Source organism: Massilia aurea (genome assembly GCF_040790145.1).
Taxonomy (GTDB): Bacteria; Pseudomonadota; Gammaproteobacteria; order Burkholderiales; family Burkholderiaceae_D; genus Telluria; species Telluria aurea_C.
The window spans coordinates 15,170-40,008 of record NZ_JBFMMP010000020.1; the positions used below are offsets into that span (position 1 = coordinate 15,170).

At 64.7% G+C, this 24,839-nt stretch carries 26 protein-coding genes and 1 tRNA gene; 19 read left to right on the forward strand and 8 right to left on the reverse strand.

Annotated elements, in window-relative coordinates:
* The first annotated feature begins 2 nt into the window (after positions 1-2).
* From AB2N08_RS20335 to AB2N08_RS20350, 4 genes are all read left to right on the forward strand, one after another.
* Complete coding sequence (locus AB2N08_RS20335; RefSeq protein ID WP_367612724.1) at positions 3-611, forward strand: PH domain-containing protein; 609 nt, start codon at positions 3-5, stop codon at positions 609-611.
* Between the two features lie 154 nt (positions 612-765).
* The gene (locus AB2N08_RS20340) at positions 766-1,344 is read left to right on the forward strand and encodes a PEP-CTERM sorting domain-containing protein (RefSeq protein ID WP_367612725.1); all 579 of its coding nucleotides are present in this window, start codon (positions 766-768) and stop codon (positions 1,342-1,344) included.
* A 63-nt stretch (positions 1,345-1,407) separates the two neighbouring features.
* Complete coding sequence (locus AB2N08_RS20345; protein WP_367612726.1) at positions 1,408-1,635, forward strand: hypothetical protein; 228 nt, start codon at positions 1,408-1,410, stop codon at positions 1,633-1,635.
* Between the two features lie 2 nt (positions 1,636-1,637).
* A complete protein-coding gene (locus AB2N08_RS20350; RefSeq protein WP_367612727.1) occupies positions 1,638-1,997 on the forward strand; it encodes a translation initiation factor Sui1 in 360 nt (119 codons plus the stop codon).
* A gap of 6 nt (positions 1,998-2,003) precedes the next feature.
* Here the strand turns inward: AB2N08_RS20350 and AB2N08_RS20355 are convergent, their stop codons facing one another.
* Together AB2N08_RS20355 and AB2N08_RS20360 are read right to left on the reverse strand one after the other, a co-directional pair.
* Complete coding sequence (locus tag AB2N08_RS20355) at positions 2,004-2,486, reverse strand: hypothetical protein (RefSeq protein ID WP_367612728.1); 483 nt, start codon at positions 2,484-2,486, stop codon at positions 2,004-2,006.
* A gap of 102 nt (positions 2,487-2,588) precedes the next feature.
* Entirely contained in the window at positions 2,589-2,954 is a 366-nt protein-coding gene (locus AB2N08_RS20360) for a cupin domain-containing protein (RefSeq protein ID WP_367612729.1), read from the reverse strand.
* A gap of 68 nt (positions 2,955-3,022) precedes the next feature.
* Between AB2N08_RS20360 and AB2N08_RS20365 the strand changes: the two genes are divergently transcribed.
* Entirely contained in the window at positions 3,023-3,862 is an 840-nt protein-coding gene (locus AB2N08_RS20365; RefSeq protein WP_367612730.1) for an AraC family transcriptional regulator, read from the forward strand.
* Positions 3,863-3,873: 11 nt separating this feature from the next.
* Here the strand turns inward: AB2N08_RS20365 and AB2N08_RS20370 are convergent, their stop codons facing one another.
* Positions 3,874-4,797, reverse strand: coding sequence for a LysR family transcriptional regulator (locus AB2N08_RS20370; protein WP_367612731.1), 924 nt, complete (start codon positions 4,795-4,797; stop codon positions 3,874-3,876).
* A gap of 109 nt (positions 4,798-4,906) precedes the next feature.
* Between AB2N08_RS20370 and AB2N08_RS20375 the strand changes: the two genes are divergently transcribed.
* From AB2N08_RS20375 to AB2N08_RS20390, 4 genes are all read left to right on the forward strand, one after another.
* Positions 4,907-6,115, forward strand: coding sequence for an MFS transporter (locus AB2N08_RS20375; RefSeq protein ID WP_367612732.1), 1,209 nt, complete (start codon positions 4,907-4,909; stop codon positions 6,113-6,115).
* Between the two features lie 5 nt (positions 6,116-6,120).
* Positions 6,121-7,101 (forward strand): LLM class oxidoreductase, encoded by a 981-nt coding sequence (locus tag AB2N08_RS20380; RefSeq protein ID WP_367612733.1) that lies wholly within the window; start codon positions 6,121-6,123, stop codon positions 7,099-7,101.
* A 46-nt stretch (positions 7,102-7,147) separates the two neighbouring features.
* Positions 7,148-8,146, forward strand: a complete 999-nt coding sequence (locus tag AB2N08_RS20385) for an EthD domain-containing protein (protein WP_367612734.1) — start codon at positions 7,148-7,150, stop codon at positions 8,144-8,146.
* A 69-nt stretch (positions 8,147-8,215) separates the two neighbouring features.
* Positions 8,216-8,416, forward strand: coding sequence for a hypothetical protein (locus tag AB2N08_RS20390; RefSeq protein ID WP_367612735.1), 201 nt, complete (start codon positions 8,216-8,218; stop codon positions 8,414-8,416).
* A gap of 59 nt (positions 8,417-8,475) precedes the next feature.
* On the opposite strand, the gene AB2N08_RS20395 is transcribed toward AB2N08_RS20390, so the two are convergent.
* The 4 genes from AB2N08_RS20395 to AB2N08_RS20410 form a co-directional block, all read right to left on the reverse strand.
* On the reverse strand, positions 8,476-9,063 hold the full coding sequence (locus AB2N08_RS20395; protein WP_367612736.1) for a cohesin domain-containing protein: 588 nt from the start codon (positions 9,061-9,063) through the stop codon (positions 8,476-8,478).
* Positions 9,064-9,137: 74 nt separating this feature from the next.
* The gene (locus tag AB2N08_RS20400) at positions 9,138-12,161 is read right to left on the reverse strand and encodes a M12 family metallo-peptidase (RefSeq protein ID WP_367612737.1); all 3,024 of its coding nucleotides are present in this window, start codon (positions 12,159-12,161) and stop codon (positions 9,138-9,140) included.
* Between the two features lie 327 nt (positions 12,162-12,488).
* Positions 12,489-13,895 carry a M16 family metallopeptidase gene (locus AB2N08_RS20405; protein WP_367612738.1) on the reverse strand — a complete coding sequence of 469 codons (1,407 nt, stop codon included), beginning with the start codon at positions 13,893-13,895 and terminating at the stop codon, positions 12,489-12,491.
* 10 nt (positions 13,896-13,905) lie between these two features.
* Positions 13,906-15,318 (reverse strand): M16 family metallopeptidase, encoded by a 1,413-nt coding sequence (locus AB2N08_RS20410; protein ID WP_367612739.1) that lies wholly within the window; start codon positions 15,316-15,318, stop codon positions 13,906-13,908.
* Between the two features lie 294 nt (positions 15,319-15,612).
* On the opposite strand from AB2N08_RS20410, the gene AB2N08_RS20415 reads away from it, so the two are divergent.
* Together AB2N08_RS20415 and AB2N08_RS20420 are read left to right on the forward strand one after the other, a co-directional pair.
* Complete coding sequence (locus AB2N08_RS20415; protein ID WP_367612740.1) at positions 15,613-16,389, forward strand: GIN domain-containing protein; 777 nt, start codon at positions 15,613-15,615, stop codon at positions 16,387-16,389.
* Positions 16,390-16,475: 86 nt separating this feature from the next.
* Positions 16,476-17,087 (forward strand): tetratricopeptide repeat protein, encoded by a 612-nt coding sequence (locus AB2N08_RS20420; protein WP_367612741.1) that lies wholly within the window; start codon positions 16,476-16,478, stop codon positions 17,085-17,087.
* A gap of 16 nt (positions 17,088-17,103) precedes the next feature.
* Here AB2N08_RS20420 and AB2N08_RS20425 read toward each other — a convergent pair whose 3' ends face one another.
* On the reverse strand, positions 17,104-19,161 hold the full coding sequence (locus tag AB2N08_RS20425) for an ATP-binding protein (protein WP_367612742.1): 2,058 nt from the start codon (positions 19,159-19,161) through the stop codon (positions 17,104-17,106).
* A gap of 179 nt (positions 19,162-19,340) precedes the next feature.
* On the opposite strand from AB2N08_RS20425, the gene AB2N08_RS20430 reads away from it, so the two are divergent.
* The 8 genes from AB2N08_RS20430 (at position 19,341) to AB2N08_RS20465 (ending at position 24,827) form a co-directional block, all read left to right on the forward strand.
* Complete coding sequence (locus tag AB2N08_RS20430) at positions 19,341-19,856, forward strand: hypothetical protein (RefSeq protein ID WP_367612743.1); 516 nt, start codon at positions 19,341-19,343, stop codon at positions 19,854-19,856.
* 82 nt (positions 19,857-19,938) lie between these two features.
* A complete protein-coding gene (locus AB2N08_RS20435; protein ID WP_367612744.1) occupies positions 19,939-20,907 on the forward strand; it encodes an MYG1 family protein in 969 nt (322 codons plus the stop codon).
* Between the two features lie 71 nt (positions 20,908-20,978).
* Complete coding sequence (locus AB2N08_RS20440; protein WP_367612745.1) at positions 20,979-21,965, forward strand: NAD(P)H-quinone oxidoreductase; 987 nt, start codon at positions 20,979-20,981, stop codon at positions 21,963-21,965.
* Positions 21,966-22,119: 154 nt separating this feature from the next.
* Positions 22,120-22,881 carry a triose-phosphate isomerase gene (gene tpiA / locus AB2N08_RS20445; RefSeq protein WP_367612746.1) on the forward strand — a complete coding sequence of 254 codons (762 nt, stop codon included), beginning with the start codon at positions 22,120-22,122 and terminating at the stop codon, positions 22,879-22,881.
* A 120-nt stretch (positions 22,882-23,001) separates the two neighbouring features.
* Positions 23,002-23,427 (forward strand): preprotein translocase subunit SecG, encoded by a 426-nt coding sequence (gene secG, locus AB2N08_RS20450; RefSeq protein WP_367612747.1) that lies wholly within the window; start codon positions 23,002-23,004, stop codon positions 23,425-23,427.
* A 300-nt stretch (positions 23,428-23,727) separates the two neighbouring features.
* Positions 23,728-23,812 (forward strand) — tRNA-Leu (locus tag AB2N08_RS20455).
* Between the two features lie 175 nt (positions 23,813-23,987).
* Positions 23,988-24,347, forward strand: coding sequence for an NADH-quinone oxidoreductase subunit A (locus tag AB2N08_RS20460; protein WP_367612767.1), 360 nt, complete (start codon positions 23,988-23,990; stop codon positions 24,345-24,347).
* Between the two features lie 3 nt (positions 24,348-24,350).
* On the forward strand, positions 24,351-24,827 hold the full coding sequence (locus AB2N08_RS20465; protein WP_147933132.1) for a NuoB/complex I 20 kDa subunit family protein: 477 nt from the start codon (positions 24,351-24,353) through the stop codon (positions 24,825-24,827).
* Positions 24,828-24,839: the final 12 nt, after the last annotated feature.

The window sequence follows — 24,839 nt, forward strand, 5'->3', positions numbered from 1 at the left end:
TCATGTTCAAGCGAATGGCGGCAGAAGCACTCGGCATCAGCGATATCGGCGTCATTGTCGGCCCGGCCGACTACGGCAATGTCGATGCGGACGATTACCTGTTCACTGAAGACGGCGAGCAAATCTTCTTTCTCATCAAAAGCAAGAAAGACGAGTACTGCTTCACCAATCTTGGCCTGATCCATGTGGATGGCGACTCGGCCATGTCGTCGAAGCGCTCGATCAAGCGCTACGATTATGCGTCGCATCAGATAACCGGCGTCACCATTGAAACGGCGGGCACGCTCGATATGGACATCGAGCTCAAGTTCAATCTGGACGACACCAAGTTTTCCATCGACGTCAAGAAAGCCTTCATCGAGCAGCTCAAGGATATTTACAAAGCCTTGATCACGATCGGCAAGCGCCAGCAGCGCGATGCGGTATGCCGCAATAATGCGCTGCGCACGCTCGATGCGACGGCCTCGGTCCACAAGCTCAATATCGCCCCGGGTGCCGGCGGCCTGGTCAGCCAGTTCGATGAATTGCTGACGGCGTTGAATACCGCCATGCTCGAGACTTACACCAAGCGTGATTTCAGCGACGTCTTCACCAAATACATTCACAACTGACGACACGCTGTCGGCATACCTTACAACCCTGCCGAAGCAGGGTTGTAAATACGACTGGATTCAAGGGGTTAGCGCTGCGGTACGGTAATTGCTTAGCGACTTGTGGTTAATCAAGTTTCAGCTTCACACACCGCAAGCCTCTACAGGATCCGCCATGACCTTCTTCAGCCGTACTTCCTTCGTTCGCCAAATCGCCAACGCCGCCGTTCTCGCCATCGGGCTCGCCGGCGCGGCCCTGGCGCAGGCCGGTACGCTCACGTTCACCGATACCACCGCCGGTGGCCCGACCTGGAACCGTCCGCTTTCGACAAGCTCGCTGAGCGCCGTCGGCACCAACGTCGCGTTCGACGTCACGCACATCCAGGTCGACCAGAGCGATGTCTACACCTTCCTCAGTACGAGCGTGTTGCCGGTCGCCTGGGATAACTATCTCGTCCTGTACGCGAACGGATTTTCCAGCGCATCGCCGCTGGCGAATATTCTCACACTCAATGACGACTTCGGTAATATCGGCTTGGCAGGTTTCTCGATCGCCCTGACCGCCGGGGTCGATTACTTCCTGGTCGAAACAGGCTTCTCGAATACCAGTGCCGGTAGTTACGATATGGTGGTGACGAGCACCAACGGCGGCACCGCGTTCATCGTCGATGCAGCCGAAGTGCCGGAACCGGCCAGCATGCTGCTGATGGGGCTTGGCCTGGCCGGTCTCGTCGCGGCGCGTCGCCGGACCTGAACTTCTGGCAGAAAGGTGCGTAGTGGTAGGATGCGCCTTTCGTTCAGAAGTCCAGAGGAAGCAATGACCATATTCGCCATGTCCGTCTTCGATGCAACCGTGATCTACGACGGCAAGGAACTGTTCAAGGGGCAGGGCGCCGCCATGGGCTGGGCCGAAAAGCTCGCCAAAGAAATCGAAAGCCGCGTCACCGTTGAAAAGATCGGTACCGGCTGGGCCTTGGTCGGCCGCGTCGATGGCGTCGATTGCCGCTGGGGCATCATGGGACAGCGGCTCAAGCGTCTGGACTGAGCATGCGTAGTTCGAACGGCGGTCTCGTCTATTCAACCGACACCGGATGCATGTGTCCAAGCTGCCGGCAGCCTGTCGCGCAGTGCGCGTGCAAGGCCGGCGGCCATGCCGCGCCAGTGGGCGACGGCAATGTGCGGGTATCGTTGCAAAGCAAGGGGCGGGGCGGCAAGAGCGTCACGCTTGTCAAGGGCGTGGCGCTCGACCCGATGGCCCTCGCTGTGCTCGGCAAGCAATTACGCACCGCCTGTGGCGCCGGTGGCACCGTCAAGGACGGTGTCATCGAAGTGCAGGGCGATCACTGCGACGCGCTTGTACAGGCGCTGGTCAAGCTCGGGCATCGCGCAAAGCGGGCCGGTGGCTGATTCAGATCAGTCGTTGTAATCGCGCGCCGCGCGCGTGGCCAGCGCCACCACCGCAATGCCGGCCGCGACGATCAGCGCATCTTCGATCAGGCCGCTGCGGGTCTGGCCAATTTTGGCCATCGCCTGCTTGCGGGCGGCCAGCGTGGCATACGCCAGCGGCACGGCGGTCGCGACTGCCACGGCTGCGCCAGCCTTTTCACGACCTTCCGGCGCCAGCGCCGCACCCGCAATGCCGGCGCTGGCGATGCGCGCCGCCAGGCCCAGAAACACCGTGCGGTCCGGCGCCGATTTCATTTTGTCGCCGTACAGTTCACCGGCGCCCATGGCCAGCGCGCCGTACTTGAACAGCGGGCGATCGAGCAGGACCAGATTGCCGGACGTGTGACGGCCGGCCAGGCGCGCAGCGGCGAGCGTGGCCATCGGTGTCATCGAGCGGGCGCTGGCGACGGCGCCAATCAGGGCGGAAGCGAGAAGGCTGGTGGTTTTCATGTGAAGTCCTATGCAGTGAAGTTGTTCGACAGCGAATTTGGTGTCGTTTCCATTGCCTTATTTTTAACACAAAAACACAATCCGGCTTGTTCGCCAACCGTGCTAGAGCACGCGGCGCGGCGCGGCCGTCGCCGGGTCGCCGCTGTTGGGCGTGCCGGTCCGTTCGATCAGCACGATCTGCGCCTCGAGAGGCGCGCGCGGCCGGTGCCGCACGCCTTTTGGCACGACGCAGAGCTGGCCGGGATCCAGCGTTACCAGTGTCACCATGGCGCCGTCGTCGAGATCGATTTCAAGCCGGCCTGCGAGCACCAGGAAAAAGTCGTCTGAATCCTCATGTACGTGCCAGTGATAGTCGCCGCGCAGTTTGGCGACCATCACATCATGCCCGTTGAACAGGCTCACCGTGCGCGGTTGCCAGGCCTCGGTGAAGGTAGCCAGTTTGCTGGCCAGGTCGATTGCGGTGCTCATACGTTCTTTCGTGAATGAAAACATCATCGTGCGCCGGCAGGCGGGCAGGGGTCTTGTACAATTGTTGCATGCACCCTGAACCCGCCCGGCCAGTGAACGACGCCACCTTCGCGGCGCTGGGCAATGGCGTCACGCTGATGAAGGCGAGCTTTGCCGATCATGCGTTCGAGCGCCACAGCCATGATTGTTTTGCGATCGGCATCACCACCGCCGGGGTGCAGCGGTTTCGCTGCAAAGGCAGGCAGTACGACAGTCAGGTGGGTGACCTGGTGCTGTTCAATCCGGACGAAGACCATGATGGCAGCTCCGGCACCGCCGATGGTTTTCGCTATTCGATCTGGTATGTGCCGGACGCATTTGTCGCGAGCTGCATCGCGGTCGACGGCGCACGCGCCGACGGCCGGTATTTCGCCACACCATGCGTCACCGACCGCCACATGGCCTCGGCATTCGCACAGATCTCGAGCAGCCTGCTGGCAACGCCGACCGAGTCGCTGCGGGCGGAAACGACGATGCGCGCGTTTCTCGGGTCGATGCTGGCGCGCCACGGCGAGCGTGTGCCCGCCGTGCCGACTGGCGCAGCCGCCGCTGCGCGCCTGGCACAGGTCAGGGACTATATCCGCACGCATTTCCAGCGCGATATCACGGTGGCCGACCTGGCCGCCGTGGCCGGGATGTCCCGTACGCACCTGACGCGGGCGTTCGGCGCGGCGTACTACACGCCGCCGCACGTGTACCTCAACTCGGTGCGCGTCGCCCACGCCCGCACGCTGATCCGGTGCGGGATGCCGCTCGCGGCAGTGGCGCTCGAATGCGGCTTTGCCGACCAGAGTCACCTGACCCGGCGCTTCAAGGGCTGCGTGGGCGTGACCCCGTCAGGCTGGCGCGCCAAGCTGCGCGCCCGGTAGCGCCCGCCCGACTAGGCGGCCGCAGCCGGCCGGATCGTCAGCGTCTGCGCAAAGTGCGCGATCAGCGCCGTCACCTTGGGCGCATGCTGGCGGCTGCGCTGCCACACCAGGTACAGCGGCAAGCCCGGCGTGGCAAGTTCGGGCAGGATTCTCACCAGGCTGCCGTCGCGCAGTTGCTGCTCGACGAGCCAGGTGGCCAGTTGCGCGATCCCCAAACCCATTTCCACGGCCGTCACCTGCGCCTCGGCCTGGCCCAGCACGATGCGTCCGTTGACGTGCTGGCGCGCCGGCGGCCGGGCGCCATCCTTGATCAGCCACGGACTCGTGCTGCCGTCCGCGCGGCCGTACAGCACTGCGTCGTGACCCAGTAACGCGTCGAACGTGGCCGGGGCGCCATGCCGCGCCAGATACGCCGGCGCCGCGCAGAACACGAGCTCTTCGTCGCCCAGGTGCCGGTGGCACAGCGCCGCCGGCCAGGTGTCCGCGCCGCCGATGCGCACCACCACGTCCAGCCCATCCTCGACCGGATCGACGAAACGGTCGGTGAACGACACATGCGGCTGCACCTGCGGATACTGTTCGGCGAATGCCAGCAGCGAGCGCACGGCATGCATGCGGCCGAACGTGGCCGGCATGTCCACGCGCAGCCGGCCCGACGGCGCGATATGGTCGTGCGCCAGCAGGCGCTCGGCCGCTTCGAGTTCGTCCATCACGCGCACGCACACCTTGTAGAACACGGCGCCGGCGTCGGTCATCTCGAGCTTGCGCGCGGTGCGGTCGAACAAGGGGCGCCCCAGGCGGGCCTCGAGCCGGGCAATGGACTTGCCAACGGCCGAATTGGTCAGGTTGAGGCGGTCGGAGGCAGCGGTGAAGCTGCCGGCATCGGCCACCGCAACGAACGTTTCGAGCCCTTTCAGGCGTTCTGCGGGTGTCATGCGGCTTATCCTGGAATTATTTTCTACTTGGTGCGGGAATTCTTGTCCAACACGAGAATTTTTATCTTTTATATCATGGCGGTCAGCTATTTACAGGAGTTTTACCGCAATGCCCAATTCATCCACCGCCACGGTCAGCACCGCCGCACACACCACCCAGACCCAGGGCGGCGCATTGTCCATCGCGATTCTCGCCGTGGCCGCGTTCGTCATCGTGACCACCGAGTTCCTCATCGTCGGCCTGCTGCCGGCGCTGGCGCGCGACCTGTCCATCACGGTGGCCACCGCCGGGCAGCTGGTCACACTGTTTGCCGTGGTCGTCATGGTGTGCGGCCCGTTCCTCACGGCGTGGCTGGCCAACGTCGACCGCAAGAAGCTGTTCGTCGCCGTGCTGGTGCTGTTCGCGGCAACCAATGCACTGGCGGCCGTGGCGCAAAACGTCTGGGTGCTGGCGCTGGCGCGCCTGCTGCCGGCCCTCGCGTTGCCCGTTTTCTGGGGCACCGCAAGCGACACCGCGGCCCAGATTGCCGGGCCCGAAAAAGCCGGTCGCGCCGTCTCCACCGTGTATCTGGGCATTTCGGCGGCCATGCTGTTCGGTATTCCGCTCGGCACGCTGGCGGCCGACGCGATCGGCTGGCGCGGCGCCTTTGCGCTGCTCGCCGCGCTGTCGCTGCTGATCGCCGTGCTGATGTTCTTCAGCATGCCGACCGTGCGCGCATCGCAACCGGTCGCCATGCGCGAACAGGCGAAGATCCTGAAAAGTCCGTTCTTCATGGCCAACGTGGCGCTGTCGATCCTGGTGTTTACCGCCATGTTCACCGGCTACACCTACCTGGCCGAGATGCTGGAAAAATCGGCCGGTGTGGCGCCGGCGCAGGTCGGCTGGTGGCTGATGGGCTTTGGCGCGGTCGGCCTGATCGGTAACTGGCTGGGCGGCCTCTGGGTCGACCAGAAACCGCTGGCCACCACCGCCATCTTCAGCATCGTGCTGGCGCTTGGCATGGCCGCGTCGATGCTGTTCTCGGGCGTGGGCATCGGGTTTGCCATTGCGCTGGGCGTGTGGGGCATTGCCAATACCGCGCTGTATCCGATCTGCCAGATCCGCGTGATGAAAGCGGCCACCGGCGCCCAGGCGCTGGCCGGCACCATCAATGTGTCGGCGGCCAATGGCGGCATCGCGCTGGGCGCCGTGATCGGTGGCGTCGCCGTGGCCAATTGGGGCGCCGGCAATGTCGGCTACGTAGCCGCCGGTATCGCCGTGCTTGCTGCGCTGGCCACAAGCCTGGTGGCGCGCATGATACCGGTGGCCAAAGCGTGACGGCCATGACGCTTGCTCCCATCGGCCCGTTGCCGGCCGAACTGGCAAACCACGCCGGCTACGGGCGAATCTTCAAGCCGGGCAAGCTGACTTTCGGCTTCATCATGCCGCTCGAAGGATATCCGGTGTCGCCGTTTCCCACGCTGGCCAATCATCAGGCGCTGGCGCGCATGGTCGACGACGCCGGTTTTTCGGCACTGTGGCTGCGCGACGTGCCGTTCTACGATCCCGGCTTCGGCGACACCGGGCAAGTGCTCGATCCGATGGTGTACATGGGCTTTCTGGCTGCGCACACGAGCCGCATCGCGCTGGGCACGGCGGGCATCGTGGCGACGCTGCGCGAGCCGCTGATCGTGGCCAAGCAGGCCGTGTCGGTCGACCAGTTGCTCGGCGGTCGCCTGGTGCTGGGCCTGTCGACGGGCGACCGGCCGGTTGAATACCCGGCGTTCGGCCTCGATTTCGACAACCGTGGCGAGCGTTTTCGTGAAGCCTTCGGCCTGATCAAGAGCGTCACCGAACAGGATTTTCCGCGCGTACGCACGACGCACTACGGCAATCTCGACGGCGGCATCGACCTGGTGCCAAAGCCGGCCGCGCCGCGCTTGCCGATGATCGTCGTGGGCCGTGCGCGTCAGGAGATGGCGTGGATCGCCCGCCACAGCGACGGCTGGATCTGGCACCTGAGCGACTTTGCGCGCCTGCCGCAACTGATCGGAGCCTGGCGCGCCAGCCATGAGGCGGGGCAGTGGGTGCGCCCGTACGGCTACGGGACGATGTTCGACCTGGCCGAAGACCCGCACGAGCCGCTGCGGTTTGTGCAGAACGGCATTCGTATCGGGCGCCACGCACTGATCGAGCTGTTCCATCATCAGCAGGAACAGGGTGTCAGCCATGTGGCGCTGAACCTCAAGCCGCTGCGCCGGCCATCGCAGGACGCGCTGGCTGAACTGGCCGAGCATGTACTGCCGCTGTTTTCCGACGACTGAGCGAATCCACCATCTTTTGTCCACGTACGATCAAATAAGGACCATCATGACCATTGATTTCGACCGTAGCGACAACCTGCAGCGTCCGCCGATGGGGCCGACCCGGGCCCCGATTTCCCACCCGCTGATCGTCACGGCGACCTTTGTCAGCCGCGTCGACAGCACACCGCGCAGCGAACGCCCGCAAGACGCCGGCGCATCGAAGAGCAAGCACGGCAACGAGGTGCACCTGCCGAACTGGCGGCCCGGCGCGCTGGCGCTGGAAGGCAATCAAAACCTGGCGTTCGAGCATTGGGATGAATACTGGCGCAAGGTGCACGGCCCCAAATTCGCGTGGGACGAGCCGGGCAGTTCATCCGAGCGCGTGCTGCGCTACGACCAGGTGCACCGCATCGCGTCGGGCCCGTCGTCGTTCTTTCCGCCGCCATACCGCGCGATGATCGGCGCCGACGGCAAGCTGCCGGCCGACCCGGAAAAACACGTGCCGCCGTACGTGCGGCCGCGCTGGGACGGCCTGGCCTACATCACGTATGCCGAACAGGACGATATCGAGCGCACGCTGAGCCAGGAAAAGTTCGCCGAGCGGATCATCGCCGACGAGCAGGTGGCGTTTCGCATGGTCACGCGAGAAATCACGCGCGAATACATCCTGATCCCGAGCGCGCGCCACCGCGACCCGATCAGCCTGGTCAAGATCCACATGCGCGCGCCCGGCTTGTCGCGCGAAGATTTCCAGCGCCGCCTGCTGGACGAGCACGCGCCGCTGGTAATGGCCCAGCCCGCGACGAGCGAGCTGGTGCGGCGCTACGCGGTGCTGCTCAATATCGGCTCGACCCAGAAGGACCCTGAAGGCAGCAAGATCGACGCAGTCTCGATCCTGTCGTTCGCGTCGTTGAACGATGTCGAGGATTACCTGGTCAGCAGCGACCATGCGGCGATCGCGCAATCCGAAGCGGCGCTGACGGGTGAAGGATCCGAATGGTGGACGGCGATTAACTACAGTGTCATGAACCGGCTGATGCCGGAAGTGGCCACCGGGCGCTGACCGGCTACGGTAAAATCATGCCGACGCCGATCGCGCTGATCGGCGCTAACGTCATACTGGGGATTTGCCATGGCCAAGAAGGAAGAAGAACTCGACGAAGAAACGCTGGCGTTCATCAACTGGTGTATCGAGGTCGAGGGGTTTTTAGTCGCGGGCGGCGCTACCGTGCGGCAGGCGCAAGACCATATCGAGGAAGAGATCGAATGGTTCACCGACCAGTTCTACGACTCGCTCACGCCTGAAGAGGCGGCCAAGGAAGCACTGGCATGAACAGACAGGCCTGCACCGCGTGCAGGCCTGTTTTGCTCTCAAACGTGCCGGCGCCTGGATTACACGCGTGCGCCGATGCGGCGGCGCAGTGCGGCGGCGCCCAGCAGGCCGGCGCCGAACAGCAGGTAGCTGGCCGGTTCCGGCACATCGACCGGGCCGCCCGGCTCGGCGATCACGACGCCTTCGCCGCCCAGGGCGGTCAGGCCGGCGATATCGTTGAATTGGCTGTCAAGGAAGATGATGTCGAAGAACGACAGCGCCGACGTGCCCACACCGATCGCTTCGAAGGTGATGCTGGCAAGCAGGCCGCTGCCGGAGGCGCCCGGCACGTCGCCAATCAGGCTGTTGTAGACGAAATCGATCAATCCCGCCGGCTCGCCGACGCCGAGCACGCCCCCGTAGGTGGTTCCTGCGGTGGCCAGGAAGCCGCCTTCGGTCACGCTCACTGCGCGCAGGTAGCGCGCATCGTAATTGAGCGAGAACTGGTACGCGGACAGATCCGCGATATCGTCGATCTCGATGTTATAAGTCACCGTGCTGCCGACCTGCGCGGCCGGTCCGGTGCTGATCGACAGAATGGGGTCGGCCCAGGCTTGCGTGCTGGCGCCCAACAGGACGGCGGCGATAAAGTGCTTCCATTTGCTCATGGTGTGATCCTTGGTTGACGATGCGGTAACAGGTTGAGGCTGGCTGGATAGCGTCATCCGGCCAGCCGGTCAGATCAGTTGCAGACGGTGCCGGCTGGCACGCGCTGGGTCACGAAGTTCAGGTCGCGGATATTGACGATGCCATCGGCAATCACGTCGGCGCGCGGATCGAACCCGGCCTGGCCGGTGCGCTTGTTCAGCGCTGCGCGCACCGCCGCCACGTCGGCGCAATCGATCACGCCGTCGCCGGTCACGTCGCCTGCGACCGGCACGTTCGCCAGCGTGAAGTTGGCGTCCGAAACGTCGAAGAACACATTGCCCACCGCTTCGATCTTGACCCGTGCCTGGGTCGAGGCTACTACCGGGAAGGTGACGATCGCGCTGCCCGAGTTCGGCACGCTCTCGGCCAGGACGGTCGGCCAGGTTGCGCCGCCGTCCGTCGACAGCGTGATCTTCACATTGGCCGCGTTCACCGGCGCCACGTTCGTGTTCGCCACGCTCCAGGTCACGGTTTGCGGGCTGCCGGTATTCACGGTGGCCGCCGTGTTGGGTGACGTGACCAGGAACGGACCGGCTGCTGGCGCCAGCACCAGGGTCGTGGTGGCGCTGTTGACGCCGCCACGGCCGTCGCGCGCCGTCAGCTTGAAGTTCAGCGACGCCGGCGCGGCGTTGACGCCGGCCAGGCCCACGTAGGCAGGCGTTGGCAGGAACTCCGAGTAGCAGTCGATCTGCTCGGCTGTCAGCGGCGAGCTGGCCGTCGGGCAGGCGCCGGTGGCCGCGTTGGTGTTGTTGGCCAGGATCTGCGCCATGTCCGGGAACACGCGGGTCGGGTCGGTCGTGACCTGGTTTTCGCCAGGCGATTCATACTCGATCGTACCGGTGGACGTGACCAGGGCGCGCGTGCCGAACTGGCGGAACAGCGGACCGTTGGTCTTGACATTATTCGGCAGGCCGGTGCCGGTGCTGCCGCCGCGGTCGTTCTGCTCCCACATGTACGTGATGGTGTCATCGTCGCCATCGACGGCGCTGCCAGTCAGGGCAAATGGCGTGCGCACCGGGATCGTGAAGGTCGGGGCCACGGTGACGGCCGGCGCCGTATTGGCCGTGCCGGTAACGGCGCCGCCGCGCGAGGTCAGGCCGCCGCGGGTGATTTCACCGATGAAGCCAGTGCTGCCGCCACTGCTGCCCGAGAGCACCAGCGAAGACACATCCGTGCCGGCGAGCGTGCCGCCGAACGTCACGGTGAAGGCAGTGTCAGTCACGGCCGAGACCGTCACAATGCCGCCGGCTGGCCAGCCGGAAATGGCTTCGATCGCCGCCTTGATGCCTGTCGCGCTGTAGTTGACGCCGCGTACGATCGGGGCTGACAGGTTGCCATTGAAGCCGAGCTGGAATTGCTGGCCGTCGACCGTGAAGCCGGTCAGCGCGCCCATCTGCACTTCGCTCAGGTTCGATTCGGCGCCCGAGGTATAGGCGACGATCTCGTCAAAGCTGCGTTGCGACCAGTACGGATCGCTGTGCGGCTGCAGGTTGTCGGTACCGCAAATGCCGGCGTAGGCCATGATCGACGAGCCGCTGCCCGGCTCGACCGAGGTCGTGGCGCTGCGATTGCCGCCACTGCAGTTGCTGGTGACGCCATTGAACGTGTGGTTGCCGGCGAACTGGTGGCCCAGTTCGTGCGCCACGTAGTCGACGGCGAAGAAGTCGCCGACCGGTGTCGGCAGGCCGGTGCAACCCTGCGCCTTGGCCGAGGTGCCCACCACGCCAAGGCTGGCGACGCCGCCGCCGTTCAGGCCGAGGGCGATGTGGCCCACGTCGAAGGCGCTGGCGCCCACGAGGAGGCCGGTGACGACGCGGTTGCGCGACAAGGTGCCGCCGCCGCAGCTCGATGCCTGGGCGGTGGTGTAGCAGGCCGCGCCGCCGCAGGGGCCGTTGGCGCCGGTCATCTCGGCCGGCGTGTTCAGGTTGAGGGCGTCGGTGCCGTCGATCAGCACCAGGCTGATCGAGGTTTCGTCTTCGTAGACCTGGGTGACGCGGTTGATCAGTGTGACCTTGGCCGCCGTGACGTTGGCGGCGCCGAAGTACGTCGCATAGCTCGGATCGGTGACCAGTGCCAGACGGTAGGTGCGCAGCGCGGCGCCGACGACGGCGTTGGCCGACATGCTGTCATCCACGACGCGGTAGGGCGCGCTGGTGGTGTTGCGCCCGTCGGTGGCGGTGACGTCGAACGCCCCCTGGCGTGACGCGCCTGACGGCAGCGTCGCGCGGATCGCACCGCTCCGGTCGGCGGTGGCGGTGACGCTGTGCAGTGCGGCGCTGTCGCCATCGGCGGCAACGTTCAGGGTCACCGACGCGCCCGGGGTGAAGCCGGCGCCGTTGATCTCGACCGTATCGCCTTCCTTGTAGAACGAGCGTGACAAGCTCAGCTGCGGTTGATCGATGACGCCTTCGATCAGCGGGCCGCGCGGATTGACCAGGTCGGCGCGGTTGTAGCTGGCGTAGACGCTTGTGTCATCGCGATAGTACGGGTCGACATACCAGCCGCCGCCCGGCGAGCGCACCGAGGCGTGCAGGCCAAGGCTGGTGATGTCCATGCGCAGCGTGGCGCGCGGATCGTCGATGCCCTTGCCGCGATAGGTCTTGATGTCGGGGTGCTTGGCCGCCAGACCCAGTTCCATGACGGGCGCTTCTTCCAGCGCGAACCGCTGGTAGCCGCCGTCGGGGTGGGGCAGCGAAATGGTCAGGCTGCTCGACATGGGGCTGCCGCTGCGCGCCATCGGCGCTTCCAGGGCGATGGCCCGCATGCCGGCCAGATCGAGCGTGGCGGCGCGCACGCGGCGCAGTTGCAGGGCCGGGGTCTTGCCGCTGGTGGCAGTACGGGCGGTCGCGGAAGGGGCCGCCACCGTCACGTCTTGCCAGAAGGCCGCCGCGCGCTGGTTCTGCACGTGGACCGGGCCGACCTGCGCCGCGTGCACGGCGGGCGTGGCCGCCGCCAGCGCCAGCGCGATGCACAGCGCGAGCGATCCTTTCATCCGTGGTGCTGCGTGCGACTGGCGTGGCTTGCCGTGGTGCGGCAAGCTCGAAGGCTTCGTTCTCATGCGTAGTCCTTTCGCGACTGGTGGCGTATTGTCGTTGTCGTAAGCGTTGATGTGTCTTCCGGGCTTGTCTGGCTGCCAGCGATGCGTTGCACACCGATTTTCACGATGCCAATAATGCAATGCGAGCGCATCGATATTATTGCCGTATCGATATTGAAAGCAAGTAAATACTTTCTTGTTGTAATGATGTTGAAATAATTATGTTGACGAAGCCATGCACTGGTGGGTCAGGTTTAACCATGTTCAAAATGTAGGTAGCGCCCATGAAAAAGCCCCGCAGACTGCGCGGGGCTTTCGGCAAGGCCGGGCAATCGCCTGACGAACGCGTTACTTGTCCGTCACCGTGAACTCGCCATACGGCTTCAGCTGCTCATCGAGTTTGGCCGGATCGCCCACGATCACGATCGATTGCTTCTCGGGCGCAAAATACTTCTGCGCCACGGTGCGCACCTGCTGCGGCGTGACCTTGCGGATCAGCGGCACGTAGTCGCCCAGGAATTCGGGCGGCAGGCCCACCAGCCAATTGGCGGCCAGCGTGTTGGCCACCGAACGCTGCAGCTGGTTGCTGAGCAGGTAGCCGCCGGCGACATAGCGCTTGTTCATGTCCATTTCGGCAGGGGTGACCAATTCACTCCCCAGGCGCTTGTACTCCTTGAAGTACTCGGCCAGGGACGCGCCCGTCACCTCATTGCGCACGTCGGCGCCGCCGAATATCATGCCGCCCGTGCGGCTCATGCGCGCCCCGGCCGAGGCGCCGTAGGTGTAGCCTTTTTCTTCGCGCAGGTTGGTGTTGATCCGGCTCGAGAAGCCGCCGCCGATGATGGTGCTGGTCAGGCGCAGCGGGATCTGGTCGGCGGCGCTGGCCGCGATGCCGGGGCTGCCCAGGCGCAGCGTCGACTGCACGCTGCCGTCGCGCTTGAGCAGGATGCGGGCTGGCTTCACGCCCGTGGCCACGGCCGGCGTGTCCGGCAGCGCACTGCCGCTGGCTTTCCAGTCGCCGAACGCGGCCTGCGCCAGCTTCATCGCATCGGCTTCGCTGATGCGGCCGGTGATGACCAGGAGCGCGCGGTCGGGCCGGAAGCGCCTGGCGTGTTCGGTGCGCAGCATGTCGGCGGTTACGGCATTGATCGACTCCACGGTCGGGTCGGTGCGGCTGTATGGATGGTCGAGGTAGACCGCCTTCTTGATCGCGCGCTCGGCGCGAAAGCCCGGCTGGGTTTCGGCCACGCGCAGCGATTGCAGTGCATTGGCCTTGGCCAGCGTCACTTCGCTGTCGGGGAACGACGGCTGGCGGGCGATCTCGGCCATCAGGTTCAGCATGCCGCCCGCCTGCGAGGCGACGGCGTTGGCCGATACGACGATGCCGTCGGCGGCCGGGCTGGCAGCCACTTCGCCGCCCATGCCTTGCGCCGCTTCGGCAATCGCACGCGAATCGCGCTTGGCCGTGCCCTCGTTGAGCATGCCGGCGAGCATGGCGGCAAAGCCGCTCTGGGCTGGTGCATCGGCAGCGAAACCGGCGCCGCGCAGGGCCAGCACGAAGTCCACGCGCGGCAAGCCTTCGCGCGGCACGACCCAGACCGTGAGGCCATTGGGCAGCGTCTGCTTGCCGATCTTCGGGGCGGGAATCGATTTTTCCTGGCCATAGGCGGGCATGCCGCTCGGGGCCTTGGGTTGTGCATGCAATGTTGGCGCGAACGCCAGCGAGACGGCAAGCGCGAGCATCAATTTGTTCATGATGCGCTCCTTAGTTAGTCGCGCCGGCAGGCGCGTTGGTGGTGGCAGTGGCGGCGGTTTTCTTGGCGGCCTCGATCATGGCAGCCGGCTTGCGGTCGATGACGGTGCGGTTCGTCGGCACCAGATAGGTCTTGACCACGCGCTGGATGTCGTTTGACGTCACGCCATCGATCCAGCCCGGAATCTTGTTGACGACATTGGCGTCGCCCCACAGCACTTGCATCTTGGCCATCGTGTCGGCGCGGTTGACGAAGCTTTCCAACTTGTTGTTCCAGTCGGCCAGCATGCGCGTCTTGACGCGCTTGAGCGTGGCGTCATCGACGCCGTCTTTCGCGACCTTGGCAATCTCTTCGTCCATGGCCTTGAGGATGGCGTCCGAGCTGCTGTTGGGCTTGTAGAGCGCGTAGACGGTCATCAGGGTCGGGCCGTTGTATTCCCACGGGCTGGTCAGGCCGAACAGGATGTCGACGTTCAGCGCGATCTCGCGGCCTTTCACCAGCCCCTGGTAGAACAGCGACGCATCGCCACCGCCCAGCAACTCGGCCAGCACGGCCACCGGCGCCTGGTCGCGGCTGCCGCGTTCGGGCACTTTCCAGGCTGCGGCGATGGCCGGCACCTGGGCCAGCGCATCGCTTTGCTCGAGGCGTTTTTCGACGGTGTTGAGCGGCTCGCTGAAGTCGGTGCCTTTCGGTACCTGGCGCGCGGGGATGGCGCCGAAGTATTTCTGGGCTAGCGCGAAACCTTGCTGCGGCGTGATGTCGCCGGCGATGGCCAGCACGGCGTTGTTCGGGCCGTAGTAATCGCGGTGGAACGCGCGCACATCGTCCAGGCTGGCGTTTTCCAGGTCTTCGAAGCTGCCATAGCCGTCGTGGTTGTTTTCCCATTTCTGGAACGCGTGCTGGCTGATGTCGATCCACATGAAGCCGCCGTACGGCTGGTTCTTCACGTTGACGCGGATTTCTTCCTTGACGACGTCTTGCTGGTTCTTCAGCGTGGCCGGGCTGAAGTCGAGCGTCTTCATGCGGTCGGCTTCCAGCCACAGGATCGGCTCGAGGCTCGATACCGGGACGGTCTCGATGTAGTTGGTGAAGTCGGGGCGGGTCGAGCCGTTGTTCCAGCCGCCGCCGCCCGTGATCGTGGTATCGAAAATGCCCTTCGGCGCGTTCGGCGTGCCCTGGAACATCAGGTGTTCGAACAGGTGCGCAAAGCCCGTGCGGTTCTTCGGCTCGAGCCGCATGCCGACGTGGTAGACGACCGAGACGCCGACCGTCGGCGAGGTGCGGTCTTCCGACACGATCACGGTCAGGCCGTTATCGAGTTTCTTGGTGGTGACCGGCAGGGTCCACCCGTCGGTCGGTGCGGCAAATGCCGACATCGACAGGGTGAGTCCGGCCAGCAGGACAGGGGTGTGGCGCATGCGCATGGAGACCTCGGATAGGATCGCAAGATGGATGAAGATACAGCGGTGGCGCCCGGGCCACCGGCGAAACATCTTAGCGCAATGGCATGCTTTTAAATAAGGTTTTTATTGTTCAAGCGCATGACATCGGGATGTCATGCCGACGGCATGCACCGTCAACCCCCGCCCCAGCGCAGCTCGGACGGCGAATTCTGCAGTTCATCGCATCGGCGGCGGGGAGGCCTTGATTTTCGCGTTATAGTTTCATCATGACAAGTCTTGGCGCTGGCCCGGGCAAGCACACACTGGAGAACCTCGATGACTTACCTTTTCAAGCTGGGCGCTGCGGCTGCCTTGTTGGGCGCGACGGCCGGCTTCGTGCAGGCTGCGCCGGACACGGTCAGCGAGTCGCGTCCGATCGATGCGCAAGTCGTGCGCGTCAAGCTCGAAGGGGCCGGCAACCTGGTCATCCGCCAGGGCGCGACGGCGACGCTGGTGCTCAGGGGCGACCCGCGCTTGCTGTCGCGCACCACGACGTCCCAACGCGGTGACACGCTCAGCATCGAGACGGAAGGGCGCCGGGCCAGCTTCAGTTTCGGCGGCCCGACCGGCATCCAGGCCGAACTGGTGCTGCCGAACCTGCATGCGGTGGCGTCCGAAAGCATCGGCGCCACCACGGTCAGCGGCTTTGCCGGCGAGACACTCGATATCAATCTGGATGGTGCCGGCTCGATGTCGGTATCATCATCGAATTACCGCTTCATCACGGCCAGCCTGGGCGGCGTGGGCAACCTCAAGATCAACGGCATCGACAGCGAAGGGATCGACCTGAACCTGGGCGGCGCCGGCTTCGTGACACTGAACGGGCGCAGCAAGCGCCTCAAGGCCGAGCTGGGTGGGTTGGGCGGGCTCGACGCGCAGGGCTGCGTGGTCGATTCGGTGGCGCTCGATCTGTCGGGGCTGGGCAACGCCACCGTCAATGTGCGCCAGAGCATCAACGTATCGCTGTCGGGCATGGGCTCGGTAACGGTGCTGGGCAAGCCGGTCAACCGCAAGGTGGCGCTGGACGGCCTGGGCAAGGTCAACTGGAAATGACGGACGCGCGACAACCACGCCGGCCGGGGCCATCCCGGCGGCATCGGCAACGACCCCGATTCTGTGTGCGAGACATGAAGACACCATTGTTTGCAGTTCTCCTGGCGTTGTGCCTGCAGTTCGGCCTGCACGGCAGCGCCCACGCCGGGTTCCCCGAGGGCGCCAGCGCCTACAACGCCCGCAACTATGCGCTTGCGCTGAAGGAAATCACGCCGCTGGCCAAGGCCGGCCACGCCGAAGCGCAACATTTGCTGGGGCTCATGTACTACATGGGCCGGGGCGTCACGCGCGACTACAAGCAGGCGTTCGCCTGGCACCAGAAGGCGGCGGTGCAGGGCAAGGCCGACGCGCAGTATGTGGTCGGCGCGATGTATTACACCGGCAACTCGGTGCCGCAAGACCAGAAGCACGCCGTGACCTGGTTCCGCAAGGCGGCCGAGCAGGGCCATGCCGAAGCCCAGAATGCGCTGGGGCTGATGTACCGCTACCACGTGGCCGGCGTGCCGCAGGATGTCGTGCTCGCGTATATGCTCTACAACCTGGCCGCGGCCGGCGGCAACCGCAACGCGGTCGACCAGCGCGCCGCCATCGCCAAGCGCATGACGCAGGAGCAGATCGAGGAAGCGCAGGCGCTGTCGCGTACCTGGAAGCCGGGTACGCCGCTGCCGACGACGTCGAAGACGGGCGGCGACGCCTGATACAGCAGGCGCCGCGTCAATCCACCAGCGCGCGCGACACCGTCTGTTCGAGCTCGGTGAGCACCACCGGCTTGCGCAGCAGGCGGCTGTGCGGAATCAGGTCGATCGCGCTCGAGTCGGCATAGCCGCTGATGAAGATGATCGGCAAGCCAGGTGCGCGCTGGCGCGCCTTGCGCGCGACCTCGGCGCCGTTCATGCCCGGCATCAGGTAGTCGATGATCGCCAGCGCCGGATCGACCTTGTCGAGCAGGTCGAGGCCGTGCTCGCCGTCGCTCGCTTCGCTGACGTCGTAATCCATGTGCCGCAGCAGTTCGACGATCACGGCGCGCACCTCGTCGTCGTCGTCGATGACGAGCAGGCGCTTGTTGCCTGCGGCCTTGGCCGGCGCCAGGCTCTGGCCCGGCCGGGTGGCGCCGCGCCGTTCGGTGGCGGTGCAGGGCATGCACAGTTCGACCGTCGTGCCGGCCTGGGGTGACGAGGTCAGGTGCAGCGTTCCGCTGGCCTGCTGCACGACCGAATTGACCTGCGCCAGGCCCAGCCCCGGATGCTGCCCCTTCTTGGTCGTGAAGAACGGCTCGAGCGCGCTGTCGAGCGTTTCAACCGACATGCCGCTGCCATTGTCGATGACGTGCACGGTGACGTGCCCGCTGTCGCCGGCGGCGCCATGGAGCGCCGTCGTGATCTTCACGGTGCCGTATTGGGGCGTGGCCTCGACCGCATTGCGGATCAGGTGCACAAAGGCCAGTTGCAGCTGGCCAGGGTCGCTCAGCACCGTGCCGGTCCCGGCGTTCAGTGCCAGTACCAGGTTCAGTTGTGAAGGCAAATGCTCGTGCAGTTCGGCCAGGGCGGCGCGCACGACGGTATCCAGATGCACCGGCTCGGTCTGCAGCCGCTGGGTGCGTGAAAACGCGGCCAGCTGCGCCGTCAACCTGGCCGCGCCCATGACGGTCGACGCGATCTTGTCGACCAGCGGCGCTGTCGCCGGTTCGCCGCGCATGCGCAGCTTGAGCAACTGGGCGCTGCCGCCAATGACCATCAACAGGTTGTTGAAGTCGTGCGCGATGGTGCCGGTAAGTTGCGCGATGACTTCGTAGCGCTTGGCGCGCTCGGCCGTGGCCAGCGATTCGACCTGCACCCGGTGGTGCCGCGCCAGCTCGTTCGACTGCTCGGCCAACTGGCGGTGCATCCGCAGCGCCAGTTGGCCCTCGTTGTCGCGCTGGGCGATCTGCTCGCGCGCGAGCTGGTCGGCGGTGCGGGCATTCTCGAGCACCAGGTACACCATCGGCACGCAGGTGGCGATCACGAGAATGGCCAGCGCCGCCCCGATGCCCGCGCTGTCGGCGAAAACGTGATGCACCAGCACCCAGCCCAGCACCACCGGCAGCGCCGTCAACGCCAGCAGGCGCCGCGACTGCGCCACGCCGATGAACGGCGAACGCAGCGTCATGCCGAGGCGCGTTGCCGGTTCTGCGATCAGGAAGGCGATGGCCAGGCTGGTCACGGACAGGGCGGTCTGCAGCGACATCGTGTTGAACAGGTACACGCCGTACAGGTCGGAAATCCGGTACATATAGCCGAGCAACGCGGTGCCGCCCAGGAGCAGCGCCGCATTCGACGTGGTTTCGATGATGGTCACGGCGCGGCTCGAGCCCGAGCGCGTGGCCAGCACGGCGCAGCTCAACGCCGCCAGTGACAGGGCGGTGGCGATCGACGTGCGGCCGCTGAGGTTTTCAGGCAGGTCGAGCAGCGTGTACGCGAACCAGGGGCTGACGATGTCGGCCAGATAGATGAAGTGGCTGAGCAGGATGACGCTCGCCAGCAGTAAGGTCGCCACGGCAAGAATGGCAGGCAATCTCGCCTGCGCGGGCGGGGCACCGCGCCAGCGCGGCGCAGCCAGACAAAACAGACCCAGCGCGGTCAGGATCGACACGCCTTGCCAGCCGGGAAACGGGGCGAACAAGCGGTCTTCGGCCAGCAGATACCCCAATACTGACAGCGCGGCGGTGCCTATCGCGATCCAGGTCAGCGCGGCTTGTGCGATGTACAACTTGGGCTTGCTGAGCGCGTCTTCCATGGCTTGACGGAAAAAAGATGTGATTCATCGTAGCATGGTGCCCCTCGTTTTCGCGCAATTCACAGGCGGTGCGACGTTCCGACGCGAATTTGCCGACGATGCCGGCTATGCGGACTGGCGAACTGAGCCGAAGGCCAGGGCGGTCCATGATGACGAAAGACCATTTCAAGGGATCCGCAATGGCACAGGTAATCCTGACGCTGAGGACCCACGTGCCGGTCTCGACCGGCGAAGCCTGGGCCTGGTCGACCTCGCTCGACGGCGTGCGCACCGAAATGCGCCCACTGCTCAAGGTCGTGTTTCCCAGGTCGATGACGCATATTCGCCCCGACACGGCACGCAACACGGTCCTGGGCCGATGCCAGTTCCTGCTGTTCGGCCTGTTTCCAATCGATATGTCCAGGCTGCGCTTTACCGAGATGGAACCGGGTCACCGCTTTGTCGAGGAATCCGATCTGCTGTCGATGCATTCCTGGCGCCATGAGCGCGTGATCACGCCGTCGACCGACGGCCGGGGCGCCCGCGTCACCGACCACCTGGCCTTCACGCCGCGCCTGGCCACGCCCCTCGTACGCTATCTCGTGAAGCTGTTTTTCGCGCGCCGCCACAAGAAGCTGGCGCGGGCCCTGGGCGAGCGCGCGGCCGCCGCCGGACGCCGCGCCGCCGATCGTGGCGAAGCCGGCCGGGCGCGCTGACGTGCGCTCGCGTGGTAGGCTTCGGCTTTGACTCACTCGCGCGCCGGCCTGCATCGCGGCGTTGCGGCAATTTGGAGCTTGTATGTTGATTGCCACTCACGGCGGCAAATTCCACGCGGATGACGCGTGGGCCGTCGCCGTCCTGAAGGTGCTGTTCCCCGATGCCGACGTGATTCGCACCCGCGAACAGGCCAGGATCGATGCCGCCGACTTCGCCATCGACGTCGGCGGGGTCTGGGACCCGGCCACGGGCCGGTTCGACCACCACCAAAAGGAATTCAATGGCGCCCGCGCGTCCGGCGTGCCGTACGCCAGCGCCGGCCTCGTGTGGCGCGACTACGGCGCCCGCTGCGTCGCCGCACTGGCTATCCGGCATACGGGCGAGACGCTGTCGGACGATACCGCCCAGCAGATCGCCTACGCCATCGACGTCGATATCGTGCAGTACCTCGATCTGTCGGACGTCGGCGTGGCCAAGAACGCGCCGGGCAGCTATGGCTTGTCGGCCGTGGTCTCGGGCTTCAACCCGGGCTGGCTGGACGAGCAGCGCCTGGGCTATGGCGAAGCGGTCGACGTGTACCGCATGGGGCAATTCATGCGCGCTGTGGAGTTTCTTACTGACATCATGGGCAATGCCGTGCGCTACCGCGTCGGCGCCATGCTGGCCGTCACGCAAGTGCGCCAGGCCGAGGTGCTCGAGGGCGGCAAGCTGCTGTTCCTGAAGAATGCCGCGCTGCCATGGAGCAGCATCGTGCGCAAGGAAATGCCGAAGATCCTGTTCGTCATCAGCCACAGCCTGACCGAGAACCGCTACATCCTGCACACAGTGTCGGTCGACACCGAAAGCTTCGATGCGCGCGCCGACCTGCCCGAAACCTGGGCCGGCCTGCGCGAAGCCGACCTGGCCACCGTGACGGGCGTGCAGGACGCCGTGTTCTGCCACACGGGCCGCTTCATCGCCGCCGCGCGCAGCTACGACGGCATCCGCACGATGGCGCGCCAGGCGCTCGACGCGGTCGAGCAGGGCGTGACCGTCACGACGTACTCGTAGCGCTCGTGCTGCGTCGGCAGGCTGGCGCCGACTCCCGTACAATTGCGGTTTTGCTAATGCGGGAGTCATCCATGCGCGCCATCGAGATTACCAGGCCGGGTCAGCCCGACGTATTGCAACTGTGTGAACGGCCACTGCCGGTGCCGGGCAGCGGCGAAGTGCTGATCAAGGTCCATGCGGCCGGCATCAACCGCCCCGACGTGCTGCAGCGCCTGGGTAAATACCCGGTCCCGCCGGGCGCATCCGACTTGCCGGGCCTGGAAGTGGCCGGCGAGATTGTCGATGGCGACCTGGCCGGCAGCGGTTTTGCCAAAGGCGACCTCGTCTGCGCGCTGGTGCAGGGCGGCGGCTACGCCGAATACTGCACGGCGCCGGTCGCGCAGTGCCTGCCGGTTCCAGACGGGTTGACCCCGCTGGAGGCGGCCACCTTGCCGGAAACCTATTTCACGGTCTGGAGCAATGTGTTCGACCGGGCGCGCCTGCGTGACGGCGAAAGCCTGCTGGTGCAGGGCGGCAGCTCGGGCATCGGCGTGACCGCGATCCAGGTCGCCACCGCGCTGGGCCACCGCGTGTTCGCAACGGCAGGCAGTGACGACAAATGCCGCGCCGTCGAAGCGCTGGGCGCCGAGCGCGGCATCAATTACCGCGACGAGGATTTTGTTGCCGTGGTCAAGGAACTTACCAACGGCAAAGGTGTCGATGTGATCCTCGACATGGTGGCGGGCGACTACGTCGCGCGCGAGATCGATTGCCTGGCCGACGATGGCCGCCTGGTCGTGATCGCACTGCTCGGTGGCGCCAAGGCCAACCTGGACATGGGCCAGGTGCTGCGCCGCCGCCTGACGGTTACCGGTTCGACGCTGCGTCCACGGCCGGTGGCGTTCAAGGCGGCCATTGCGCGCCAGTTGCGCGAGCAGGTCTGGCCGCTGTTTGCGCAGAAAAAGATCAAGCCGGTGATCCACCATGTGTTCCCGCTGGCCGAGGCCGCCGCGGCGCACGCGATGATGGAATCAAGCACGCACGTGGGCAAGATCGTGCTGCAAGTGCTGGCCGACTGATCTTTGCAACATAAAAACAACGGCGCGCCACCCCGGCTGACTCAGCCCGGGTGGCGCTTCCACGGGCGGTTTCAAGCCGGTTGACATCCTCAGCCATTGTTTGACCGCCTCAAACCCGACCGCTAGAATAGCGGGTTATTTGACATGGGGTAGTATGCGTCCCACACTCGTAGTAGGTAACTGGAAGATGAATGGCAGCCGGGCAGTCAACGCCGAGCTGCTGCAGGCAATTCTCGCAGGCCTGGACACCGGCGCTGGCGCTGAAGGTCAGGCGGCGTGCGCGGTGTGCGTCCCCGCGCCGTACCTGTTCCAGTGCGAGCAGTTGCTGGGCGGCAGCCCGGTGGCCTGGGGCGCGCAGGATGTCGCGACCGAGCCGTGCGGCGCCTTTACCGGCGAAGTGTGCGTGTCGATGCTGCAAGATTTCGGCTGCCGTTACGTGATCGTCGGCCACTCCGAGCGCCGCGGCTACCATGGCGAGTCGAACGAGGTGGTGGCGCGCAAGGCGAAAGCGGCGCTGGACGCCGGCCTGACCCCGATCGTCTGCGTCGGCGAAACGCTGGCGCAGCGTGAAGCGGGCGAGACCAACGATATCGTGGGCGGCCAGTTGCACGCAGTGCTGGAACTGGTGGGCTTTGAAGATGTCTCACGCCTGGTGCTCGCTTACGAGCCAGTCTGGGCGATCGGCACCGGCAAGACCGCCACGCCCGAGATGGCGCAAGAAGTCCACGCCAACCTGCGGGCGCTGGTGCGCAAGTGCAACGTCGATGCAGCGGAAACCGTACAAATCCTTTACGGCGGCAGCATGAAGCCGGAGAATGCAGCCGAACTGCTCGCGCAACCGGATATCGATGGCGGCCTGATCGGCGGCGCGGCACTGAAGGCGGCGGATTTCCTGGGCATTATCCGCGCTGCCTGAGTTGAGCAATGCGGTGCGCAATAAGGTACGCAATAGTATTAAATCTCCCGCATTAATTTTGCGAAGATTTTGGAATTACAAAAAATTTGAAACGCTGTTAAACCTTGGAATGGAATTGCAATGATCTGGTCTAATCTTATTATCGTCGTGCAGGTTATCTCGGCCCTGTCCATTATTGGCCTGGTGCTGATGCAGCACGGCAAGGGCGCGGATATGGGTGCGGCCTTCGGTTCCGGCGCGTCGGGCAGCCTGTTCGGTGCATCGGGTTCGTCGAACTTCATGTCCAAGGCAACGGCAGTGGCCGCCGCCGTGTTCTTCGGCACCACCCTGACGCTGGCCTATATCGGCAACGACCGCAGCAGCGGCGACAACGCCGGCGTAATGGGTCGTGCCCAGGCGCCAGCAGCCGGTATTCCGGTCACCGCCCCTGCGCAGACTGCGCCAGCCGATGTGCCAACGCTGCCAGCCGGCAGTGCAACCCCGGCCGCCCCGGCGCCGGCGCCAGCCGTGCCAGCACCGGCCGCCCCGGCGCCAGCAAGCAACTAAGCCACGCAGTCCCGGCGCCATGCGCGCCACTGTCGTTCTAAAACAATGCGCCTTTTATCGGGCGCATTGTCGTTTTTAGGCGTAGAATACTGCGGCGCGTGACGGGGTTAGACAGCCGGCACGTGCAAGCTTGCAATATTGACGGTTGTGTCCCAGTGAAAATTGTCATGCTCATGTCATTAAAAGAGCCTGCAATAGATTGTTCGGCGATATGATTCAAATAAATAGCAAATATCTTTGTGATTGCGCAATTTGAGCATTGAAAGATAGTGCTAAAGCAGGTTAAAATACTGTTCTCCAGCCGACGTGGTGAAATTGGTAGACACGCTATCTTGAGGGGGTAGTGGCGCAAGCTGTGCGAGTTCGAGTCTCGCCGTCGGCACCAAAATTTAGAAAGAAAAGCCAGCAAGGGCGCACGAGTTTTTTACCTCATGCCTGAGCTGGCTTTTTTACGAGGATCTGTCGTACGGTCCTGGTGGCAGGCTTCACGCCAGGTTCGCACGATTCGGTGCTGCATCTTCCGCAGCGTTCCATTAACCGATCGTTCAGAAAGCTTCATCGTGAACCTCGAAAATTATCTCCCCGTTCTTCTCTTTATCCTGGTTGGCATCGGTGTCGGTGTCGCCCCGCAGGTGCTCGGTCGCCTGCTCGGGCCGCACAAGCCCGACGACGCCAAACTGTCCCCGTATGAATGCGGCTTCGAAGCCTTCGAAGACGCGCGCATGAAGTTCGACGTCCGGTACTACCTGGTCGCGATCCTGTTTATTTTGTTTGATCTTGAAACGGCATTCTTCTTCCCATGGGGCGTCTCCATGCGCGAACTGGGCTTCACCGGTTTCGTCACGATGATGGTGTTCATCGCCGAATTCGTCGTGGGCTTCTGGTACATCTGGAAGAAAGGTGCCCTTGATTGGGAATAAGCCATGGCTATTGAAGGCGTACTAAACGAAGGTTTCATCACCACCACAGCCGATAAGCTGGTCAACTGGGCGCGCACCGGGTCGATGTTCCCGATGACGTTCGGCCTGGCCTGCTGCGCGGTCGAGATGATGCACGTGGGCGCGGCCCGCTACGACATGGATCGCTTCGGCATCGTGTTCCGCCCGTCGCCACGCCAGTCGGACGTGATGATCGTGGCCGGCACGCTGTGCAACAAGATGGCGCCGGCGCTGCGCAAGGTCTACGACCAGATGGCCGAACCGCGCTGGGTCATCTCGATGGGCTCCTGTGCCAACGGTGGCGGCTACTACCATTATTCGTATTCGGTAGTGCGTGGCTGCGATCGCATCGTTCCGGTCGATGTGTACGTGCCAGGCTGTCCACCGACCGCCGAAGCTCTGCTGTACGGCATCATGCAGCTCCAGAACAAGATCAAGCGCACCAATACCATCGCGCGCTAAAAACGGACGGCG

Bases quoted from the DNA above. Each gene is read 5' to 3' on its own strand.
- AB2N08_RS20335 (WP_367612724.1), top strand. From the start codon at position 3: ATGTTCAAGCGAATGGCGGCAGAAGCACTCGGCATCAGCGATATCGGC.
- AB2N08_RS20340 (WP_367612725.1), top strand. From the start codon at position 766: ATGACCTTCTTCAGCCGTACTTCCTTCGTTCGCCAAATCGCCAACGCC.
- AB2N08_RS20345 (WP_367612726.1), top strand. From the start codon at position 1,408: ATGACCATATTCGCCATGTCCGTCTTCGATGCAACCGTGATCTACGAC.
- AB2N08_RS20350 (WP_367612727.1), top strand. From the start codon at position 1,638: ATGCGTAGTTCGAACGGCGGTCTCGTCTATTCAACCGACACCGGATGC.
- AB2N08_RS20355 (WP_367612728.1), bottom strand. From the start codon at position 2,486: ATGAAAACCACCAGCCTTCTCGCTTCCGCCCTGATTGGCGCCGTCGCC.
- AB2N08_RS20360 (WP_367612729.1), bottom strand. From the start codon at position 2,954: ATGAGCACCGCAATCGACCTGGCCAGCAAACTGGCTACCTTCACCGAG.
- AB2N08_RS20365 (WP_367612730.1), top strand. From the start codon at position 3,023: ATGCACCCTGAACCCGCCCGGCCAGTGAACGACGCCACCTTCGCGGCG.
- AB2N08_RS20370 (WP_367612731.1), bottom strand. From the start codon at position 4,797: ATGACACCCGCAGAACGCCTGAAAGGGCTCGAAACGTTCGTTGCGGTG.
- AB2N08_RS20375 (WP_367612732.1), top strand. From the start codon at position 4,907: ATGCCCAATTCATCCACCGCCACGGTCAGCACCGCCGCACACACCACC.
- AB2N08_RS20380 (WP_367612733.1), top strand. From the start codon at position 6,121: ATGACGCTTGCTCCCATCGGCCCGTTGCCGGCCGAACTGGCAAACCAC.
- AB2N08_RS20385 (WP_367612734.1), top strand. From the start codon at position 7,148: ATGACCATTGATTTCGACCGTAGCGACAACCTGCAGCGTCCGCCGATG.
- AB2N08_RS20390 (WP_367612735.1), top strand. From the start codon at position 8,216: ATGGCCAAGAAGGAAGAAGAACTCGACGAAGAAACGCTGGCGTTCATC.
- AB2N08_RS20395 (WP_367612736.1), bottom strand. From the start codon at position 9,063: ATGAGCAAATGGAAGCACTTTATCGCCGCCGTCCTGTTGGGCGCCAGC.
- AB2N08_RS20400 (WP_367612737.1), bottom strand. From the start codon at position 12,161: ATGAGAACGAAGCCTTCGAGCTTGCCGCACCACGGCAAGCCACGCCAG.
- AB2N08_RS20405 (WP_367612738.1), bottom strand. From the start codon at position 13,895: ATGAACAAATTGATGCTCGCGCTTGCCGTCTCGCTGGCGTTCGCGCCA.
- AB2N08_RS20410 (WP_367612739.1), bottom strand. From the start codon at position 15,318: ATGCGCATGCGCCACACCCCTGTCCTGCTGGCCGGACTCACCCTGTCG.
- AB2N08_RS20415 (WP_367612740.1), top strand. From the start codon at position 15,613: ATGACTTACCTTTTCAAGCTGGGCGCTGCGGCTGCCTTGTTGGGCGCG.
- AB2N08_RS20425 (WP_367612742.1), bottom strand. From the start codon at position 19,161: ATGGAAGACGCGCTCAGCAAGCCCAAGTTGTACATCGCACAAGCCGCG.
- AB2N08_RS20430 (WP_367612743.1), top strand. From the start codon at position 19,341: ATGGCACAGGTAATCCTGACGCTGAGGACCCACGTGCCGGTCTCGACC.
- AB2N08_RS20435 (WP_367612744.1), top strand. From the start codon at position 19,939: ATGTTGATTGCCACTCACGGCGGCAAATTCCACGCGGATGACGCGTGG.
- AB2N08_RS20440 (WP_367612745.1), top strand. From the start codon at position 20,979: ATGCGCGCCATCGAGATTACCAGGCCGGGTCAGCCCGACGTATTGCAA.
- tpiA (WP_367612746.1), top strand. From the start codon at position 22,120: ATGCGTCCCACACTCGTAGTAGGTAACTGGAAGATGAATGGCAGCCGG.
- secG (WP_367612747.1), top strand. From the start codon at position 23,002: ATGATCTGGTCTAATCTTATTATCGTCGTGCAGGTTATCTCGGCCCTG.
- AB2N08_RS20465 (WP_147933132.1), top strand. From the start codon at position 24,351: ATGGCTATTGAAGGCGTACTAAACGAAGGTTTCATCACCACCACAGCC.